Source organism: Amycolatopsis sp. 2-15, assembly GCF_030285625.1.
GTDB classification, from domain to species: Bacteria; Actinomycetota; Actinomycetes; order Mycobacteriales; family Pseudonocardiaceae; genus Amycolatopsis; species Amycolatopsis carbonis.
Genome location: NZ_CP127294.1, coordinates 352508 through 373205, shown reverse-complemented (window position 1 = coordinate 373205; position 20698 = coordinate 352508). Strand labels below are relative to the sequence as shown.

Here is a 20698-nt window from a genome sequence, read left to right as displayed (position 1 = left end):
TGACCGGTCCTCACCGGGGAAGACCGCCCTCACCGGCGAAATTGTGGGGCGGATCACGCCCAGGGACGACGCGTGAGCGGGCGCCGATCCGGTATTGGCTAGAGTGCTGTGTCGACCGCGGCGCCGCGGCGCGGGTTCCACCCGGGATCCTCATCAGGGGGGCGCAGGCTCGTGCGTTTCTCGGCAAGCTCTGCGAGTAGAAACAGTGACGAGGTAATGACCGCTAGCGCACTCACCGAAGCATCCGAACGCGATCTCCCCGGCGAGAACGCGCCCGTGACCGCCGTCGGCCTGCGCCACGGCTGGATCGCCTCCGTGCTGGCGGTACTGGCCGGTGTCGCCGCGGTCGCCTGGCACGCCACCCGCTACGGCCACTGGATCGTGGACGACGCGGCCATCACGTTCTCCTACTCGCGCAGCCTCGCCGACGGCCTCGGCCCGGTCCTGCAGCCGGGCGCGCCGCCCGTCGAGGGCTTCTCCGACCCGACGTGGATGGTGCTGCTCGCGGGCGGGAAGCTCGTGGGCCTGTTCGACCACGGTCTGCTGTTCGGCATCCCCGACTACGTGCTGTTCCCGAAGCTGCTCGGCCTGCTGTTCACCGCCGGCATTCTCACGCTGTGTCACGTCGTGGCGCGGCAGATCTTCCCGCGCCACGCGTGGGCGGTCACGCTGGCCGTGGGCCTCACGCTGGCGACCATCCCGTCGTTCGTGATCTGGGTGGTCTCGGGCCTCGAGAACTCGCTGTTCGCGTTCGCGGTGCTCGGCCTCGCGGTGCTGCTGTTCACCGCGGTGCGCAAGGAACGCACGCTCACGTGGAAGGTCGCGGTGGGCGCGGGCGTGATCGTGGCGTTCGCCGCGCTGACGCGTCCGGAAGGCTTGATCTACGCCGCCGCGTTCCCGCTCGTCCTGTTGTACGGCGTGCGGCGCGAGGGGTTCTGGGTCAGCTTCCGTTACGCCGTGCTGTCCGTTGTGGCCTTCGCGGTGCCGTTCGGCGTGTACGTGGCTTGGCGCCACAGCGAGTTCGGCGGCCGGTTCCTCGCGAACCCGTCGGTGGCGAAGAAACAGGGCCTGCCCGACCTGATGTCGTTGGTCCGGCCCGGAACCCTGATCCTCTACGCCGGTGTCGCCGCCGTGGTCGTGCTCGCGATCGTGGTGATCTGGGCACTGCGCAAGGCGCCGTGGCGGCGTCCGCTTGCCGCGTTGATCACGCCGTTCGCGCTCGGCGTGATCGCCTTCGGCGTGATGGTGCCCGACTGGATGGCGCAGTTCCGCTTCGCGACGCCGGTGTGGGTGCTGGGCGTGCTCGCGGGCACCCTGTCGTTCGGTGAGCTGCTGCGCACGGTGAAGGTGCGCTGGCGCGCCGTCGCGTCGGTGGTCGTGGTGGCCGCGGCGATCCCGTCGCTGGTCGGGTTCGTGCAGCAGTCCGACGAGTTCATCAAGAGCCCCACCGTGCCGGCGTGCCTGATCGCCGACCGCTTCGGCCGCGGCTTCAACACCTACGCCGACATGCTGGGCCTGCAGCAGGCGTCGCTGCTGCTGCCGGACCTCGGCGGCTCGTCGATGACCAGCCGGCTGCAGCTCGTGGACATGGCGGGCCTGGTCAACGCGCCCATCGCGGACCTCACGCACGACGAGAACATGGTGGGCCTGCGCGACTACGTGTTCGACACGGTCAAGCCCACCTTCATCCACTCGTGGGGCCCGTGGGCCGGCGGCAACGGCATCTCCCTCGACCCGCGCATCGACCGCGACTACTACCCGATCTTCATCTACCCGGGCCCCGGCCTGCGCAACGGCGACTGGGTCCGCAAGGACGCGGTCAAGGACCCGGCGAAGCTCCAGGCCGTCCAGCACTACGCGGCGACCACGATGATGGACGTCGAGGCCTACCGCTTCGGCAACGGCCTCGACGACTGCGGCCCCACGCTGGAACCGGGTCAGACGATCCCACCGCGGCCCTAGCCGTGGCCGCGCTCTGATCCGTCACGGCAGCACCAGCCACAACGCGGTGGTCGCCGCGGCGAGGGAGACGGGTGTGGTCAACGCGCCCAGCGCCGTGAACTCCCGCGCGCGCGGCGTGTGCCCGTGGCGGGCCAGCACGCGCCGCCACAGCAGGGTCGCCAGGGAGCCGAGGTAGGTCGCGTTCGGCCCGACGTTCACGCCGATCAGCACAGCTAGCAGTACGCCCGTGTTCGGGTGGTCGCCCAGCACGGACAGCAGGATCAACGTCGCGGGCAGGTTGTTGACGAGGTTCGCCAGCACGGCCGCGATGGCGGTGGTGAGCAGCAGCTCGGGGAGCGCCGCCGTCGTCGGCAGGAAGGCCTTGAGGGCGCCGCCGAGCCCGTGTTCGTCGACGGCTTCCACCGTGATGGCCAGGCCGAGCACGAACAGCACCAGCATCGGCGACGCTTCCGTGACCACTTGCCACGGCTTGATCTTGCGCTCGGCCAGCGCTCGCGCGCTGAGCACGAGCGCCGCCAGCGCGGCGACCCAGACCGGTTCCACGTGCACGAGCTGGCCCACACCGAAACCGACGAGCATCACGCCGAGCACGACGAGCGCGAACACCGGCGGCTCGCGGTGCTGCGGCTTTTCGGTGCTGCAGGGGCCGGCCAGGTCGCGGTTGAAAAACCTCGAAAAGATGGCCAGCTCGATCAGGATCATGACCAGCCAGGGCAGCGCCATCAGCGCGGTGAATCCGGCGAACGTGAGCCCGGACGCCGCGAAGGCGAGCAGGTTGGTCAGGTTGGAGACGGGCAGCAGCGTCGAGGCCGAGTTGGCGAGGTGGGCGCACGCGTAGACGTGGGGCTTCGACTCGAGCCTGAGCCCCTCCGCCGTGGCCAGCACGACGGGCGTGAGCAGGACGACGGTGGCGTCGAGGCTCAGCACCGCCGTCACCCCGGCCGCCGCGACGAAGGTGAGCACGAGCAGCCGTTTGGGCTCACCCCGGCACACCTCGGCCAGCCGGCTGCCCAGCCAGATGAACACGCCATCGATCGCGGCGAGGTGGCTGACGAGCAGGATCGCGGCCAGGAACCCCATCGTCGGCAGGATCTCGACGACCCGGTCCCACGCGGCTTGCGGCGTCGTGAGCCCGATCGCGAGCACCACCCCCGCGACGGGCACCGCGGCGACCGCCTCGGGCAGCCCGCGCGGGCGCACCATCGCGAACCCCAGTGTCACGGCCAGGAGCACGAGCGAGACGACCGCGGCGAGGGGTTCGGGCACGCGAGAACGCTAATCGAGCCCACCCGCCGACCCGTGAGCGGCCGTTCCCCGTGCTCTCGCGGCCTGACTGACGCGCCGGCGGGCTCGCGAGGAACGCTATTCGGCCCACCCGGCGACCGACGCTCGGCGGTTCCCTGTGCTGCCGCGGCCTGACTGACGCGCCGGCGGGCTCGCGCTGACGCGCCGGCGGGCTCGCGAGGAACGCTATTCGGCCCACCGGCGACCGACGCTCGGCGGTTCCCTGTGCTGCCGCGGCCTGACTGACGCGCCGGCGGGCTCGCGCTGACGCGCCGGCGGGCTCGCGAGGAACGCTATTCGGCCCACCGGCGACCGACGCTCGGCGGTTCCCTGTGCTGCCGCGGCCTGACTGACGCGCCGGCGGGCTCGCGAGGAACGCTATTCGGCCCACCGGCGACCGACGCTCGGCCGCTCCCTCGTGCCGCCTCGGTCCGACCCACCCGCCAGCAATCCCGCAATCCGGCGCGCCTCGGCAACTACACGACCGCCTCGGGCTTTCCTTGCCTTCGCGGGTACGCACCGCGAGATCGCGCCGGCTTCCGGACTGAGCGGTTTTCGTGCGGCCCCTTGCCCGCGCGAAAACCGGGAGGGAAGAAGCCGGCTTGCGGCGATCTCGCCCGCCTCGGCGGAGCCTAGGCAGACAATTCAGCGAGTTCTCGTTCCTTCTCGCGGATCACAGGCAGCACGTTCTTCCCGAAGTACTCGACGTCCTCGAGGTAGTGCAGGAAACCGAGCAGCAGCAGGTTCGCGCCGCGCTTCTTGTATTCGATGGCGCGGTCGGCGATGTGTTCCGGCGTGCCGATGAGCTGGGTGCGGAAACCGTCGTTGTACTGCACGAGGTCCTTGAACTCGGAGTCGGCCCACATGCCCTTGTTGTCCGCCGTGGACTTCCCGGCCTGCGCGACCGCGGAACGGAAGCCTTCGACGGCGGGCCGGTCGGCCTTCTCGATGATCTCGCGAAATACGGCTTCGGCCTCGGCGGCCGATTCGCGCGCGATGACGAACCCGTTGAGTCCGAAGCGGACAGTGCGGCCGTTCGCGATGGCGCGGACGTCTTCGACCTGTTCGGTGAACCCGTCGTAGTCCTTGCCGTTGCTGAAGTACCAGTCGGACACGCGGCCGGCGACCTTGCGCGCGGCCGTGGAGTTGCCGCCCTGGAAGATCTCCGGGTGCGGCCGGCCGGGGGAGACCTCAGGTTTGGGCTTGATGTCGAAGTCGTGGATGCGGTAGAAGTCGCCGCCGAACTCGGCGTGGTCGTTCGTCCAGAGCTCGCGCACGGCGGTGATGAACTCCTCCGTGCGGCGGTAGCGCTCGTCGTGTTCGAGCCACGGTTCGCCCAGCTTGGTGAACTCGTCCTTGAACCAGCCGCTGACGACGTTGATCGCCGCGCGCCCGCCGGAGATCACGTCGGCGCTCGCGACGAACTTCGCGAGCACGCCGGGGTGCCACAGCCCGGGGTGGATCGCGGCGATCACCTTGAGCCGCTGCGTGGCCAGCAGCAGCGCGAGGCTGAAGCCGGTGGATTCGTGCTGGTAGGCGGCGCCGTAGCTGGCGGTGTAGCGGACTTGGGTGAGCGCGTACTCGAAGCCGTTGTTCTCGGCCAGGACGGCGAGCTGCTTGTTGTACTCGTACCCCCAGTCGGTGCGCTGCTCGATGTCGCTGGTGACCAGGCCGCCGCTCACGTTCGGGACCCAGTAGGCGAACTTCAGGGGCTCGTGCAGGTCTGGGACGGACATGGCGCGAGTGAAACAGTGGCCCTGAGTAGCGTCAACGCACGTCCACGGCGTGGGATCATCCACAAAGGACCTTGCGCTGATCGACTTGAACCGGTTTTGGGCGGGGTCCGTACTCCCCGTTGCGAAGGGAGCTGGTGGCCGTGGACCTGATCAACGCCGTGGAGCTCGTGGCGCTGGCGGTGATCGTGACGCTCGGCGTCGTCGAACTGCTCGCCCCGCCGCGCGCCCGCCCGGCGGTACAAAGGTACGATTCCCGGGCGGACGAGTTGGCTGGACGGTCGCGAATCGGGGTGACCCGGTCCGAGGAAAGTCCGGACTCCGCAGGGCAGGGTGGTTGCTAACGGCAACCCGGGGCGACCCGCGGGACAGTGCCACAGAAAACAGACCGCCTCCGTCAGCGTTCGCGTCGACGGGGGTAAGGGTGAAACGGTGGTGTAAGAGACCACCAGCACCCCGGGTGACCGGGGTGGCTCGGTAAACCCCACCCGGAGCAAGGCCAAGAGGGAGCTGCCGCTCCTGCGCAGGCGCTTGAGGACGGCCCGTCCGATGCCTGCGGGTAGGCCGCTGGAGCCTGCCGGCAACGGCAGGCCGAGATGGATGACCGTCGCCCGACCGGCCGAGAGGCCGCGCCGGGCACAGGATCCGGCTTACACGCCAACTCGTCCGCCCTGCTTCGGGGCGACCGCCGAAAACCCACCAGCTACCCCGCAGACAAAGAACCTACCGCCCGGTAGCATCCCGTTCATGGGCGAAGCAGCCGAAGCGGCGAAGAAGTTCAAGGGCACCTTCGACACCCTCCACTCCCTGATCTACTTCGTCCCCGAAGCCGAAGAGCACCTCACCGCCGCGGGGTTGCGGCCCGGGCGTATGACCTACTTCGCCAGCCGTTCGGCGCCGATGGGAGCGGTAAAAGCCGACGTGGTGGCCGCGACGTTCTACAACTTCAACCCCGAGATCATCGAGCGGCACATCCCGTGCGCGTGGACGCTCGCCACGCCCGAACAAATCACCGAAGCCCGCTTCAACGCGGTAGACGCCGCTCTCAGCCGGCTCCTCGGCGACGAGATCCACGCCGAAACCACCGCCGAAGCCGCCGAGCTCGCGCGCGAAGCCACGGACGGCTGCCGCCCGGAAGGCCGAGCCCTCTACGCCGGCCACGCGAGCCTCGCCTGGCCCGAAAAGCCCCACCTCGTCCTCTGGCACGCCCTCACGCTCATGCGCGAGCACCGCGGCGACGCCCACGTCGCCGCCCTCATGCTCCACGGCCTCGACGGCCTGGCCGCCCTCGTCACCCACGTCGCGAGCGGTGCCGGCTTCACGCCCGACATGGCCAAGAGCACGCGCGGCTGGAGCGACGAGCAGTGGGACGCCGAGGTCGCCCGCCTGGCGAACCAGGGTGTCATCGGCCCCGACGGCGACCTCACGGACAAAGGCACCGACCTCCGCGAGCGCGTCGAGGCGGCCACGAACGCCGCTTCCGAAGGCCCCTGGCGGCACCTGGGTGAGGAAAAATCCACCCGCCTCGCCGAGTTGTGCCGGCCGCTGAGCCGCGCTGTCGTGAAGGCCGGCGCGTTCCCCCGGGCGATGACCGCGTCCCGATAAGGCACCTCTCGTGCCCGATGTCCGGCATCACGCTATGTAGTGAAAATCGCGGCACGACTTGCGCGTATCGTGACAAGCGCCTCACTGCTCCCGGCGACCCTGGGGCAGCGTGGCGCTCACTCGTACTCACTCAGCGGACTCGGGCGGGGAGGCCATCCGGGGCATGTCACACTGGTTCCGGCCGGATCCCGACCACTTGGGAAGTACCGAGAGTGAGCAAAGCACTCCCAGCAGGGTGAGTTCGTGGGTCCACTGCGAAATCCGGGTGGCCGGGGTTAATCGCAAGCACCCTTGCCCCCATGATGGAGGGCGAGGAATTCCGACCAGACGACCCCAGCCCCGTCCATGTCCACAAGTCGACATTCACACAGCGCGCTTTGACCACTACCCCTTGTGACGCCATGATGTTGTTCGAGGCTTCGCCGAAGCCAGAACCGCGCGGGACCGTCCGCGCACCGGGAGTATCGCGATGATGACCATGACCACCCTCGAGACGCTGGCTGCCGGCGAACTCGGCACCGGCAACGTCCGAAACTGGTTGCTCGACAACATCGTCCCCCTGGTGTTGCTGGCCGTCGCGCTCCTGTTGCTCTGGCTCGGTGGCGGCAAGGGTGACAACGCCGGTGTCATGCGCCGGCTCGCGGGTGTCGTCATCGCGCTCGCCATCATCGGACTCGCGGTCAGCGGCGCCGGCGTCAATGTGGGCCAGTGGATCGCCGGCCTCTTCACGGGCTGAGGCGGAGCAGGCGTGCGTATCAGGACGGATGACGAGGTCTACCGGGTCGACGCCGTCTGGCTCGGCCCGCCGAAGGCGACTTTTCCCTGGAGGGCCCGCTACGTAGCGTGGCTCATCGGCATACCCATCTTCCTGGTCGTGCTCACCGTCGAGCGGTGGGCCGGCTGGAGCTTCGGGTTCTTCTCCACGGCGTGGGCGTTCGTGGCCACGATCCTGATCACCCGGGTGATCACCGCCAAGATCAGCCACGAGCGCCCGCTGGGCGCGGTGATCGCGATGGCAGGCCGCGAGCTCAACACACCGCGTGAGAAGCCCGCGGGCACGGGCGGCGCCGTCAGCGCCAGCCGCATCCGCGTGCGGGCCGAGCGCCCGCTGCCGAAGCACAAGAGGAGGCGGCAGTACCGGCACCACGGCTACGGCCAAGGCGCCGGGGTTACGGCCGGAGCACAGGGAGCACCACGAGCGCGCCGGAGCCGCAACGCGGCTCGGGCCGGGAGGTAGTCGTTGTTCGGTCGCGGCGGAAGCCGAGGGAAGCGGGATCGAAACGTGCCCACGGGCGCCTGGGAGACCCCGCAGCAGGTCCGGCAACCCTCGCCGAGGAACAACTCCTCGGCGGGCAAGAGGCTGCCCGGTGAGCAGGCCATACCCGCATACACGCCGTCGATCGCGGCGCGCAGCATCGACGGGCACCTGCTGCGCACCGGACACGAGGTGTACGCCTGGTACCGGCTCGCGCCGCAACGGTGGTCGTTCCGCTCCGACTCGCAGCGCCGCGACCTGATCGCGGCCATCGCGGGCCAGTACGCCGAGCTGCAGGGCCGCTGGCTGCACCTGCGTGTGACCAACCGGCCGTACCCGATCCGCATGTGGGCCGAGGCCCACGTGCACAACGCCGTCGGCCGGCCGCAGGACGTGCCGGGCGCGCTTTCCTTCGACGACTACCTCATCGGCGAGCAGCAGCAGCTGATGGGCCGTTCGATGGCCGAAAAAGAGGTCTACCTCGGCGTCCAGGTGCAGACCCGGCGCATGGTCGACCGCGCCGTCGAACGCGCCGCTCCCGTGCTGCGCAAGATCCTGCCCGAAGCCGTCGACGCGGAACTGGTGGCGCTCGACTCCGAGGTCGAACACCTCGACCAGGTCATCGGCACCGCCGGGCTGGAAGGCCGCCCGGTGCACGCCGAGGAGATGTCCTGGCTGATGCACCGCTCGTGCTCGCTGGGCCTGCCCGCGCCGCGCAACATGCCGGCCGTGCCGGGCGCCGCCTGGGAGCCCGAAGACCTCGCCAGCTTCACCGACGCAGCCGACTTCCACGCCGACCCGTACGCGCCCACGGTCACCGTCCGCGGCCGCACGGGGTCCAACGCGGGCGTGTCGCGGCACCTCGCCGTGCTCACCGTCGGCCAGATGCACGGCCTGCAGATCCCCGAGGTCGACGACCCGTGGATCCAGCACGCCGACCGCCTGCCCGCCGCCGTCGAGGTGTCCGCGCGCATCTACGTGCGCCGGCCCGAAGAGGTCGCGGGTGAGCTGCAGCGCCAGATGAACAAGGTGCGCTCGCAGGTCAAGCACTACACCGACGAGCACGAGCTGGAGCCGCCGCAATCGCTTGCGCGCCAGGCCGGGCGCGTGCTGGAGATCGACGACGAGATGACGTCGGGCTTCACCGCGCTGGCCACTCGCGTGCGCTCGTGGTGGCGCCTGGCCGTGTCCGGTCCGACGGAGCGCGACGCGTTGCGCCTGGCCCAGCAGCTGCTCGACCTGTACAAGCCGAAGGTCGCGATCGAGCATCCCGAGGCCCAGTACGCGATGGCGCGGGAGTTCATCCCGGGCGAGCCGCTGGCGTCGGCGGCGTACATGCGCCGCGGCTCGGTGGTGTGGACGGCGTCGTCCGTGCCCACGGCGACCGCCGAGGTCGGCGACCGGCGCGGCATCCTCCTCGGCGAGACGGTGACCGCGACCCGGCGGCCGGTGGCGTGGGACCCGTGGATGGCGCAGGAGATCCGCGACGGCTCGGGCCTCACCGCGATGGTGGCCGGCCTGGGTGGCGGCAAGTCGTTCCTCGGCGGCGGCATCGTCTACAAGACGCTGCGCGCCGGGGCGCACTGGACGATCCTCGACCCGTCGGGCCCGCTGGCGCGGCTGTGCGACCTGCCGGAGCTGCGGCCGTACGCGCGGCCGATCAACCTGCTCAACGCGCAGCCCGGCATCCTCAACCCGTACCGGGTGGTCGCCGATCCGCTGATCGAGCACTTCATGGACGAGGACGACCCGGAACGCTCGTGGCGGCGCGAAAAGGCGCTGGCCGGCGCGACCCGGCGTCGCCTGGTGCTCGACGTGCTTTCGGGTGTGCTGCCGTACGAGGTGTCGCGCATGGCGCAGACGCGGATCGTGCTGCTGCGGGCCGTGCGCGCCGTCGGCGGCCGCTTCGACGCCGACCCGGGCCAGGTCATCGACGCGCTGCGCCGCGACTCCAGCGAGCATCACGAGCACGCCGTCGTGGTCGCCGACTTCCTCGACGAGATGCGCGAACGCATGGCGCTGCTCATCCCGGAGCGCGACGCCGACCCGTACTCCGAGACACGCGACGACCGCATGACCGTGCTCACCATGGCGGGCCTGACCCTGCCCAAGGACGGCGTGCCGCGCGAGTACTGGACCGACGCGGAGTCGCTCGGCGTCGAGATGCTGAACCTCGCGGCGTGGCTCACGCAACGGTCGGTCTACGAGAAGCCGAAGGAACAGCGCAAGGGCGTCTGGATCGACGAAGCGTTCTTCCTCTCCGAAGTCCCGACCGGCCGCGTGCTGATGAACCGCTTCGCGCGTGACTCGCGAAAGTGGAACGTCCGCGTGCTGCTGTCGTCGCAGATCCCGGCGGACTTCCTGAAGATCCAGGGCTTCGTGGCGTTGCTGGACTCGGTCTTCGTCGGCCGCCTCGACGACGACGATGCCCAAGCGGATGCGTTGCGCCTGCTGAAGGTTCCGGTCGGCGTGGGCTACGAACAGGTCGTCGCCGCGCTCGGCCGCCGCCCCGGCGCGCAACGCGGCACGGAACGCGACGTGGAACCCCGCCAGTTCATCTTCGGCGACGGCGCCGGCGGCGTGGAACGCATCCGCGTCGACTTCTCCGGCCCCCACCTCGACCAGCTGCGCTCGGTCATGGACACCACCCCGGGTTCCCCCGACGCGCACACCAAGCCGGGCGCCGCCCTCGTGCTACCCCACGAGGAAGCGCCCGCCCCGTACGTCCCCACCCCACCGGAGGACGACGAGCTGGAACACGACTTCGAGCTCCAGGCCGAGCTCGAAGTCGGCCTCACCGACGAGCAGCTCCTCGGCTCGCCGGACCCGCTCGCGTCCGAGACCGGCGAGGTGGAGGGTGCGGTGCACAACGGAAACGGACAACCTGCCAACGGACACTCCCCGGACCGGCACGCCCGGGCCGGCGGCAAGGGTGGTACCGGCAGGGATGCCGCGTGAACACAGTCTGGACGCTGGCGTTCGTCCTGTCGTTCGCCGCCGGCTGGCACGCCCTGAAGCGGCGCATCAAGGAAGGCCCCAAGCCAGGCGGCCGCAGGCAGCCGAGCCGGCGGGCCGCGATGCTCGCCGTCATCACGATCCTCGGGCTGCAGACGGTGCTCATGGCACCGTCTGCCAACGCCGCGGCCTGTGGTGAGTCGCCGAACCCCGAGCGGCCCGGCTCCGGCATGGTCGGCGCGATCGACCCGCCGGAAGGCCACGGTGAGCCGGGCAGCGCGTACATCGACTACAGCTACGCGGGCATGGTCTGGAACACCTACCAGACCAACTGCACGGCGCTGTCCGCCATCGCCTCGCCCAGCTCCACGATCGACACGTGGGCGGGCAACCAGCTGTTCAACATCGGCAAGAACATCGTCGGCGCCACCAACTCGCTGCACTACACCGTGCTCGAGGGCGGGCTCCTGAACCCGATCTACAGCGCGGTGAAATCGGGTGCGGAGAAGGTCTACAACAACATCTACGCGCAGCTGTTCGGGCTCGTCGCGCTGATCTTGTCGATCATGTTGTTCCGCCAGATCTGGCGGGGTGACCTCGCGGCGGTGAGCAAACGGGCGCTGTACGCGCTGGCGGGGGTGTGGCTCGCGGCGTCGTCGCTGGCGATGCTGCGGTACTTCGACCCGATCGACAAAGCGATCGTCCAGACCACCACGAACATCCAGGCGGGCTTCGTCGACGAGAGCTCCGACCGGATCGTGCGCGACATCCTGCCGACGAACCTGCACACGCAGATCGTCTACGACAACTGGCTGCGCGGGGAGTTCGGTTCACCGACCGCGCCGCAGGCCGACCAGTTCGGCAAACCGCTGCTCGACGCGCAGGCGTTCACCCGCGACCAGCTCGTGAACGGCGACGACGGCAAACAAAACGTCGTCGACGCCAAAAAGGCCGCCTTCAAAGACATCTCCGGCAAGCTCGGCCCCGCCACCGGCTACTTCACCGGCGAGTCCGGCGGCCGCACCGGTGCCGGGTTCCTGGCGCTGGGCCAGAGTGTCGTCTACTCGCTGTTCCAGTTGCTGGCCAAGGCTTCCGTGCTCCTCGCACAGGTCCTGATCCGCCTGTTCACGCTCACCGCGCCGCTGATCGGCCTCGTCGCGTTGCTGCACCCGGACATCCTGCGGCGCGTGCTGAAGGTGGCCGGCGGGATCGCGTTCAACCTGGTGGTGCTGTCGGTGCTCGCGGGTGTGCACGCGCTGCTGCTTCAGGCGATCTTCGACGCCGGCAATTCGCTCAACCTGCTCACGCAGATGGTGCTGGCCGGCCTGATCACGGTGCTGCTGTTCCTCGTCGGGCGGCCCGTGCGGCGGCTGTGGCAGATGGTCGAGATGTCGGTCAACGTGGTGGGCGCGGCCGTGCCTTCGCCCAACGGCGGCATTTTCTCCCGCTTCCGCAAGAAGACCGGGCCCTCGCCGCAGGACGAGTTCTGGCAGAACGTGCGCGAGACCGACGACGTGGTCGACGGCGAGGCGCGCGGCCCGATGGGCGCGACCGTCGGCGGCGGGCGCTACCGGCCCGAGGCCGCGGTCTTCGCCAGCGCGCAGCGGCTCGACAACGGGTCTCGCTCCGCGCGGCCGGCCGCCGCGTGGTCGGGTGCGCCGTGGCCCGGCGCTGTGGGCTCGGCCGGCGAGCGCGCCGCGCTGACGACGGGCGGCGGTGGCGCGCCGGTGTTCTCGCAGTACAACCCGGTCACGGGCGAGCCGGGCGACTACGTCGTCGGCGGCCGTCGCGTGCCGACGCGGGAGAGCCGGCGCGTCGACACATCACCGGTGGCTGATCGGCGTTGGAGCGACGAGCAGGAACCCGTCGTCGTCCCGTCGCGGATGAGCTCGACGGACCGCGGTTACGCCTCGCCGGAGTCGATTCCCGAGCAGGCAGGCGTTTACACGCCACCGGGCATCCGCGCGCAGCCGCGCCGGGTCGACCCGGAGGTGGTCGCGGGCAAGCCCGTTTTCGTGCTGTACCGGCCCTCCCGCGGCATCGAGGTCCGCGACACCGACCAGCTCATGGGGCGGTGACGCGTGCCGATCCGCACCAACCGCGGCCGGACCGCGGTCTACCGCCGCCTGTGGGGTTACCCGCTCCGCTCGCCGCGCCACCTCGTGGGCACGATCGTGTTCCTGGCGATCGTGGTCACCGCGCTCGGCATCGTGCTGCCGAAGGTGATGGGGAAGCCGGCCACCGCCACGCCGGGCGCGCCGGGCAGCACTTCGGTCGCCACGACCACGTCGCAGCCGCCGGGCATCGCGGCACCCGTGCCGACCACCGCGACGCTCCCGACGCGGCTGTCGAGCCCGCTGCTCACCCCCACGTCCGCGGCGCCGAACCCCGAGGCAATCAACGTCGCCAAGCAGTGGGCCACGGCGTGGGTCAACCACCCGGCGGGCATCACCAACGCCGACTGGCTCAACGGCATGCGTGCCCTGACCACCGACGAGTTCCTGCCCCAGATGACCACTGTGGACCCCGCGAACATCACGGCCACCCGCGTGACCGGCGACGCGACCGTCCAGTCCTCCTACACCAGCTCCGTCGTAGTCCTCGTCCCCACTGACGGTCCGAAGCTGTCCATCACCGTGGTCAACACGGGCGCGGGATGGCGGGTTTCGGACTACGACCAGGCGAGCTGACGCGGTGAAGATCGCGATCCTCGTCGCGGTGCTGGTCGCCGCTGTCTTCGCGACGGTGCTCACCGCGAGCACCGTGACGAAAGTCGTGGTGGACCAGCAGGAAGCCGCCGCGGGCGGGATCCTCAACACCTCCTGCGACGCCGCGATCGGCCCCACTCAGCCCGGCCAGCCGGAGACCGGTGCGGGGCAGGCGCAGGACCTCGACAACGAGCAGCGCGGCATCGTCTCGCTCATCATCTCCATCGGCAAGCAGCGCAGCCTTGCCCCGCGCGCGTGGCAGGTGGCGATCCAGGCCGGCATGACCGAATCGCACCTGCACAACTTGAGCTACGGCGACCGCGACTCGCTCGGAATCTTCCAGATGCGCCCGTCGATGAACTGGGGCAGCGTCGCGCAGGTCACCGACCCGAACTACGCGATCAACAAGTTCTACGACGTGCTCCTCGCCGTCCCCGACTGGCAGAACGAACGCCCGGGCGAAGCCGCGCAGGCCGTTGAACGCTCCGGTTTTCCCGACCGCTACCACCAGTGGGAAGCCATGGCTTCCGTGCTGATCGAGAACCTGGGCCAGGTCGTCGACGCGTCCGGCTGCGGCCAGGGCCTCGGCGCCGCGCTCCCGCCCAGCCAGGCGGCGGCGCAGGCCATCAAGTTCGCGCTGGGGGAGCAGGGCAAGCCCTACGTGTGGGGTGCGACCGGTCCCGACTCGTACGACTGCTCGGGTCTCATGCTGCGCGCTTACGAGTCTGCCGGTGTGATCCTGCCGCGCGTCTCCCAGGACCAGTACAAGGCCGGCGCGATGCTCCCGGTGCGCGAGGCGCAGCCCGGTGACCTGATCTTCCTCGCGACGGACCCCGCCGACCCGTCCACCATCCACCACGTGGCGATGTACCTGGGCGACGGCAAGATCGTCGAGGCCCAGCAGACGGGCGTGCCCGTGCACGTGCGCCCCTTCTCCTTCGACGAGGCCGAAGTGGTGCCGCAGGCGGTGCGCCCCGGCGTCTAGCATGGAGTTCGGGAGTCACCGGCTCTTGACATGGACCGGGGTGACCGCTAAGGCGCTTGACCGGCGCCGCGGATTCACCCGAAGTCGCGGCCTGTCCACGAGCACGCGGCCGCGCGCTGGCAGAGGATGACACACGTGGCACGGAAATTCGGCAAACGAGGCAAGCCCGGCCAGGGCGAGCCCCAGGACCCGGCGACGTTGTTCGGTGCGCCCCAGCCCCCGCGGCAGGCCGCGCACCCCGCGTCGAGCACGCCTCTGGCCGACTACCTGGCCCACGGCTGGCCCGGCGTCGACCCCGGGTACGTCGTGGTGCCCCGGTCCTTGGCCGAAGGCATGTCGCTGCCCTGGCAACAACAAATGGCGGCGCTGCTGGCCCAGTTCCACGCCGAACACGCCGCGCTGGCCTGGCCGATCTACCGCGTCGTCCCGTCGCGCTACGAAAAGCTCGTCGACCTCGACGAGGAGCAGCTGGCCGAGGCCGGCTACCTCGTCGAAATCGACACCGAAGGCGAGATGATCTACCGCGAGCGCAGCGGCCGGAAAGTCGACGACCCGCTGAACACGACGGTTCTGGTGTCCTGCCTGGATCCGATTCCGAAGCCCAACGCTCGGCCTGTCGCTCCTGCTCCTTCTCAACCACTGCGGGCGCCTGCGCCGATGAACATCGGCCCGGCGCCGGTGTGGCGGACGGTGCCGCATCCTGGTGAGGGTGAGGTTCCTGGCGTTTCCGGTCCTGGCACTGGCGTTCCTGGGGCTCCGGGTCCTGGGGCTTCGGGTCCTGCTGGTCCGGGCCATCGCGCCGCTTCAGGCCCTGCTACCTCAACCGCCGGCACAGCTCCGGCAGATCCCGGCTTCCATTCCCCAACCGCCGCACCACCACACCCCGGTTTCGACCCGACCGCACACACCGCACCGTCGTCCGAAACAGCCGGCTGGCAACACTCCACCGCAGGTCACCCTGGCGGTTCAACCTTCGCCACCGGCGCCGCCGACCCGAACACAACCACCTTCGGCACGGGCTTTCCCAACATCGGCGGCCCCGGCGCTCCGAGTTTCGCCGCAGGACCTGGAGCTCCACCCGCGGCACCCCAGACTGCTCAGACGCCCTCGGCGTCGGTGCCTGTCGTTCCGGCTCAGATCCCAGTCTCCACCCCACCGCAGTGGGCCTCGACTCCACAGCCACCACCGACTCCTGCGGCCCTTCAGCCCCCGATCGCCAAGACGCCCGAACCCGGCCTGCTCCCACCCGAGACCGCGCCTGCCGTGGAACCGGTCACACATCCCGAGCCCCTTCAGCCGCCGCCTCCGCCCACGGAACCAGAGCCTGTCCAGACTCCGGCTGCGCCCACGGACCCCGAGGCTGCCTCGAGTTCGGCTGCGCCCGCGGATCCCGAGGCTGTCCGGATTTCGGCTGCGAGTACGGATCGCGAGCCTGCCCGGACTCCGGCTGCGCCCACCGAACCCGAGCCGGCCCGGACTTCAGCTCCCGACCTGGCCGACTCGCCTACCGTCGCCGTTCCTTCAGCCCCTCCATCAGCGGAGCCCGCGCCTACTGCCCCGGTGCCCACCGCGGAAGCCCCAAAGCAGCCGACCCCTGAGGCTCCGACGACCCCTGCCGAGCCCTCGGCGAAGCCTGCGGACCTGGGCGACGCCCGAGCGACCGAGCCTCTGGCGCCAGTAGAAGATCCGGCCGGCACTGCTTCCTTTCCGGAGCCGGCCTTCGCGGCCGGGTCGCCCGAGCCCTCCGAGGCCCCCAACGCCGGCGCACCGGACCCCAGCGAACCTGTGGCACAGATTCCCGAGCCACCGCAGGCCCCCACGGCCGCTTCGCCGCAGCCGAATGCTCCCGAGCAACCGCCGCGACCGGCCGAACAGCCGGAGCCAACACCCGCGCCCGAGTACCTGCAATCGCCCGACCATCGGCCATCGGATAACGAGCCGGGGATGCCTTCGGCGACGGAGTCCTCACCGCAGTCACAAAACGCGCCCACCGAGCCGCAATCGTCGGACCGGTCGCCGCGCGTCGATGAGCAGTCGCCAGTGCCACCGGCGACCGAGCTTTCGGAGCAGCCCTCGGCCGCGCAGGCGGCCCTCCAATCGCCTGATCAGCCTCCGACGTCTGACGAGGAACCGCAGGCCTCGCCGGCGCCCGAGTCTTCGGCGCAGTCGCCGATTGCACACGCGGAGCCGCAGCCGCTGGACCGATCGCCGCTGGTGGAAGAGCAGCCGCCGGCGTCTTCGGTGAGTGAGCCTTCGCCGCAGTCACCTGATCAAGGTGCCCCCGACGCCGCCGCGATCGGGCCGCAGTCTGCGATTGAGCAGGCTTCGCCGCAGGTTGCGGTGCCGCAGTCGGATGAGGAGTCTTCTGGCGTCGTGGCTGGTCAGGGCGAAAGCACCGAACCGCCCGCGCACGAGCCGACGCCGCATGCCGGAGGCTCCGAGCAACCGGCGGATGCCCAGGCCGAGTCGAGGCTGGTGCCTTCCACGACTGAGCCGGAGCCGCCCGCAGCGGTCGATCAGTCGACATCGCATATCGCCGCGTCGGAACAGCAGGTTCCGAACGCAGAGCACCAGCCGTCCGGCGAGAGCGCAGGGTCGGCGGAGCAACAGATCGAGCGGCCGCAAGGGGAGTTCCCGCCGGTGCAGCAGGCCTCCGCACCGGCACAGGTCCCGCAGGTTCAGCCTCCGGCTACGCAGTCGGAGCAGGTTGCCGGTCATCCGCAACACGGCCAGCAGACGGGCGGCGCCGGGCCGGTTGGCAGTGCGCAGCCGAGCCAGGCACAGCAACCTTCCGGGTCCCAGCCGACCCAATCGGCGGCTGGTGCGCCGCAGCCTCCGGGCGAGGCAGAGCTGCAGGCGCCCGGACAGCCGACTGCCGCGCAGCCGCAGCCTGGTTGGGCCCTGCCGCAGTCGGGAAACGAGCAGCAGCCGAGCGGCCAGTGGAGCCAGCCGCAGCCGGGTGGGCCTGTGCCGGGAGGTGCGCAGGCTTCGGGCGTCGCGGGTGGGTCGCCCCAGCCGGGTGTGCAGCAGCCGGCTGGCGCGCAGCCCGATGCCCCGATGAGCGGGTTTCCCCAGCCGAGCGAAGTGCAAGGACCCGGCGGGCAACAGTCGGGTGACCCGGCGAGTGGCTTGCCACAGCCGGGCGCACAGCCGGAGGTGGTGCGGCCGGCAGCCCCGGTGAGTGGCTCGCCCCAACCGGGTGCGCACCCATCGGTTCCAGGAAGCGGCTTGCCGCAGCCGGAGGGGCAGCAGCCGGCGGCCCCGCCGAGCGGCTTGCCGCAGCCGGACGTGGCACAGCCCGCGGCCTCGGCGAGCGGCTTGCCGCTACCGGGCGCACAGGCAGAGGGGCAGCAGCCGGCGGTCCCGCCGAGCGGCTTGCCGCAGGCGGGCGCACAGCCGGAGGTGGCGCGGCCGGCGGCCTCGGCGAGCGGCTTGCCGCTACCGGGCGCACAGGCAGAGGGGCAGCAGCCGGTTCCCCCACCGAGCGGATTGCCGCAACCAGGTGTGCAGCCAGGCTGGGGTCAGCAGGAATTGCGAGCCCCAAAGCCCGAGCTGCCCCAACCCCAAACGCGACCGGCGCTAGGACCGGATGGCCGGCCCCTGCCGGTGTTTCCCGGCCAGGAGACCGGGCCCGTGGCACCGCCGCCCGCGGCGGCGCGGGTGTATCGCGCCGCGCCGCCGGTGTTTCCAGGGAAGGAGCCGGTGGTGCCGGTGGTGCCTGAGGTGAACGAGCCCGTTCAGGAGAAGCCGGGGTTGCCGCAGCCGTCGTCGATGGAGAGGAAGTTGGCCGGTCAGCAGGGGCAGGCGGAGGGCGCGCAGGTGAGGGAGGTGCCGTTGGGGTTCTCGGAGCAGGCGGCCCACGGGCAACAACCCAGCGCACCCCAAAGTCACAACGCACTCCAACAACCCGGCGTACCCCAAAGCCCCAGCGCACCCCAAAATCACAGCGCCGACGACACCCCTACCCCACCACGTGGCATCCCGCAGGTGCGCGGTTGGTTCGACCAGCACCCCGACAACCCCAACACCCCACCGCAATCCGCCACGCCCCCCAACGGCGACGACCCGGACGGCGGCGAGTTCGGCCCCACCGGCGACCCGACCGAGATCCCGTTCCGCTGGCGCAAGTGACCTGCCGGATGTCAGGCTGGACGCATGGCTGACGACCCCAACCCGGACCCCGGCTGGTACTACAACACCCGCACCCACGAGGTGGAACACCTGGAACGCAGCCGGAGCATCGACCTCCTCGGGCCCTACCCCGACGAGGCCACCGCCCGCCGCGCCCTCGACATCGCCCGCGAGCGCAACCGGCAGGCCGACGCCGCCGACCGCGAATGGGACGGCGACTGACCACCCGCCGCGCCGGGCCGCGTCCATCCGGCCCGGCCCGCGGGCGGCCGCGCGCTATCGGGCACGCCCGATAGTGACCCGCGAAGGTAGGCGTGGCCCGCCACAGTCGGCACCTCGCCGCCTCGCCGCCTAGTGCAGGTCAGCTCAAAGCGCCGGAATCGCAGTCGAAACCGGTGACGCCGCAGTCTTCAGTCCGTCCCGGCCTGCAGCCTGCCGCCCGGGGCAGGTCAGCTCAAACCGCTGGAATCGCCGCCGAAACCGGGGCTGATAGCGCAGTCGTCAGATCGCCCCGGCCGGCACGTCGCCGCCCGGGCTGGGCCGGCGCGATGTGCTGGAATCGACGCCGACCTGAGACATGGGCTGGTTATCGCAAGCACGGCCGGACACGTCGTGGCCCGGCCCGGCTGAGCGCGCTGAGGTGCGGTCTGCGCTGTCGCTCTGCGGGGCGCATGTCGCCGTCCGGTCGGGCCTAGCACGCTGAGGTGCGGTCTGCGCTGTCGCTCTGCGGGGCGCATGTCGCCGTCCGGTCGGGCCTAGCACGCTGAGGCGCGGCCTGAGCCGTCGCCCCGAGGAGCGCATGTCGCTGCTCGGCCCGGCTGAGCGCACCGAGGCGCGGTCTGAGCTGTCGTCCTGCGGGGCGCATGTCGTCGTTGCCCGGCCCGGCTCAGCGCGCTGAGGTGCGGCCTGGCTGTCGCTCTGCGGGGCGCATGTCGCCGTCCGGTCCGGCCTAGCGCGCTGAGGTGCGGCGTGCGCTGTCGTCCTGCGGGGCGCACGTCGCCGCCCGGGTCGGGCCCAGCACGCCGAGGCTCGACGGGCGCACCGGCACCCGAGCCGGGCACCGACAAACCTCACAAAGACGTCGAAACCCCCGGCCCCAACACGAACACCGGGTCCACCTGCGCTTCGAGGTCCTCGCCGACCCGGCCGTTGCCCCAGGCCCGAGCGTTGCGCAGGTGGAAGTCCACTGCCTGGCGTTGGTAGCGAGCCCAGTCGCGGGTCACGCCGTCGACCGTTGACAGCATTGACGCGAGCGTCTCCAAGTTGTGCGGTTCCAGCTCCCCGATGGGACGCGAAGCGCCGCGCTCGCCGGCCCGGACGTGGCCCGAAGACTCCAGCCAGCCCAGCAACGCCGGGCCCAGCGAAGACTGCAGGAAAGCCACGTCCTCCGCGTCCGTCACCTTGTTCCCCACCGCCACCAGGTGCACGCCGAAGTCGCGCGCGTGGTCGGCGTACTGGCGGTACACGCCGACGCTGCGCAGCGTCGGCTCGCAGACCAGGAACGTCACGTCGAAGCGCGTGAACAGGCCGGACGCGAAGGCGTCGGCGCCGGCGGTCATGTCCATCACCACGTACTCGCCCGGGCTGTCGACCAGGTGGTTGAGCAGCAGCTCCGCGGCCCCGACCTTCGAGTGGTAGCAGGCCACGCCGAGGTCGTCCTCGTCGAACTGGCCCGTGACACCCAAGCGCACGTCGCCCAAGAACCGGAAGCACGCGTCGGTGACGGGGTTGTCCTCGAACGGCGTGACCAGGCGCGATCCGCGGCCCGGCGGCGTGGTCTTGATCATCGCCGACGCGGACGGGATCCGCGGGTTGTCACCGCGCAGGTAGTCCTTGATCAGGCCCATGTTGTCGCCCAGCGTGGGCCACGCGAGCGCTTCCTCCTCGGTCGCGCCGAGGGCGACGGCGAGGTGCTGGTTGATGTCGGCGTCGATGGCCAGCACCGGTTTGCCGGCGTCGGCCAGATACGAGACGAACAGCGACGAGAGCGTGGTCTTCCCGCTGCCGCCCTTGCCGACGAACGCGATCTTCACGGCGAAACCCTTTCACAAAATGAAGATGGTTTTCATTACAGCACGGA

13 protein-coding genes and 1 other RNA gene are annotated in these 20698 nt (G+C 70.5%); 11 read left to right on the top strand and 3 right to left on the bottom strand.

The window, feature by feature from the left end:
* The first annotated feature begins 216 nt into the window (after window positions 1–216).
* Window positions 217–1962, top strand: coding sequence for a glycosyltransferase family protein (locus tag QRX50_RS01680; RefSeq protein ID WP_285970232.1), 1746 nt, complete (start codon window positions 217–219; stop codon window positions 1960–1962).
* Window positions 1963–1983: 21 nt separating this feature from the next.
* Here QRX50_RS01680 and QRX50_RS01675 read toward each other — a convergent pair whose 3' ends face one another.
* Together QRX50_RS01675 and sfnG are read right to left on the bottom strand one after the other, a co-directional pair.
* Window positions 1984–3165: an SLC13 family permease gene (locus QRX50_RS01675; protein ID WP_285974322.1), complete on the bottom strand. Its 1182-nt coding sequence runs from the start codon at window positions 3163–3165 to the stop codon at window positions 1984–1986.
* A gap of 713 nt (window positions 3166–3878) precedes the next feature.
* Window positions 3879–4982: a dimethylsulfone monooxygenase SfnG gene (gene sfnG, locus QRX50_RS01670; RefSeq protein ID WP_285970231.1), complete on the bottom strand. Its 1104-nt coding sequence runs from the start codon at window positions 4980–4982 to the stop codon at window positions 3879–3881.
* A 262-nt stretch (window positions 4983–5244) separates the two neighbouring features.
* Here sfnG and rnpB point away from each other — a divergent pair.
* From rnpB to QRX50_RS01620, 10 genes are all read left to right on the top strand, one after another.
* Window positions 5245–5648: RNase P RNA component class A (rnpB, locus tag QRX50_RS01665), an RNA gene on the top strand.
* A gap of 78 nt (window positions 5649–5726) precedes the next feature.
* Entirely contained in the window at window positions 5727–6584 is an 858-nt protein-coding gene (locus tag QRX50_RS01660; RefSeq protein ID WP_285970230.1) for an SCO6745 family protein, read from the top strand.
* 469 nt (window positions 6585–7053) lie between these two features.
* Window positions 7054–7320, top strand: a complete 267-nt coding sequence (locus QRX50_RS01655; protein WP_285970229.1) for a hypothetical protein — start codon at window positions 7054–7056, stop codon at window positions 7318–7320.
* Between the two features lie 12 nt (window positions 7321–7332).
* A complete protein-coding gene (locus tag QRX50_RS01650) occupies window positions 7333–7821 on the top strand; it encodes a hypothetical protein (RefSeq protein ID WP_285970228.1) in 489 nt (162 codons plus the stop codon).
* Window positions 7822–7824: 3 nt separating this feature from the next.
* A complete protein-coding gene (locus QRX50_RS01645; RefSeq protein WP_285970227.1) occupies window positions 7825–10797 on the top strand; it encodes an ATP-binding protein in 2973 nt (990 codons plus the stop codon).
* Complete coding sequence (locus QRX50_RS01640; protein ID WP_285970226.1) at window positions 10794–12872, top strand: magnesium transporter; 2079 nt, start codon at window positions 10794–10796, stop codon at window positions 12870–12872. Before QRX50_RS01645 ends, QRX50_RS01640 begins: the two co-directional genes overlap by 4 nt.
* 3 nt (window positions 12873–12875) lie before the next feature.
* Window positions 12876–13484: a hypothetical protein gene (locus QRX50_RS01635; protein WP_285970225.1), complete on the top strand. Its 609-nt coding sequence runs from the start codon at window positions 12876–12878 to the stop codon at window positions 13482–13484.
* 4 nt (window positions 13485–13488) lie between these two features.
* Window positions 13489–14487 (top strand): C40 family peptidase, encoded by a 999-nt coding sequence (locus QRX50_RS01630; protein ID WP_285970224.1) that lies wholly within the window; start codon window positions 13489–13491, stop codon window positions 14485–14487.
* A 3633-nt stretch (window positions 14488–18120) separates the two neighbouring features.
* Window positions 18121–18618 (top strand): hypothetical protein, encoded by a 498-nt coding sequence (locus QRX50_RS01625; RefSeq protein ID WP_285970223.1) that lies wholly within the window; start codon window positions 18121–18123, stop codon window positions 18616–18618.
* Window positions 18619–18642: 24 nt separating this feature from the next.
* Window positions 18643–18840: a hypothetical protein gene (locus QRX50_RS01620; protein ID WP_220246518.1), complete on the top strand. Its 198-nt coding sequence runs from the start codon at window positions 18643–18645 to the stop codon at window positions 18838–18840.
* Window positions 18841–19688: 848 nt separating this feature from the next.
* Here QRX50_RS01620 and QRX50_RS01615 read toward each other — a convergent pair.
* Complete coding sequence (locus QRX50_RS01615; protein WP_285970222.1) at window positions 19689–20651, bottom strand: ATP-binding protein; 963 nt, start codon at window positions 20649–20651, stop codon at window positions 19689–19691.
* Window positions 20652–20698: the final 47 nt, after the last annotated feature.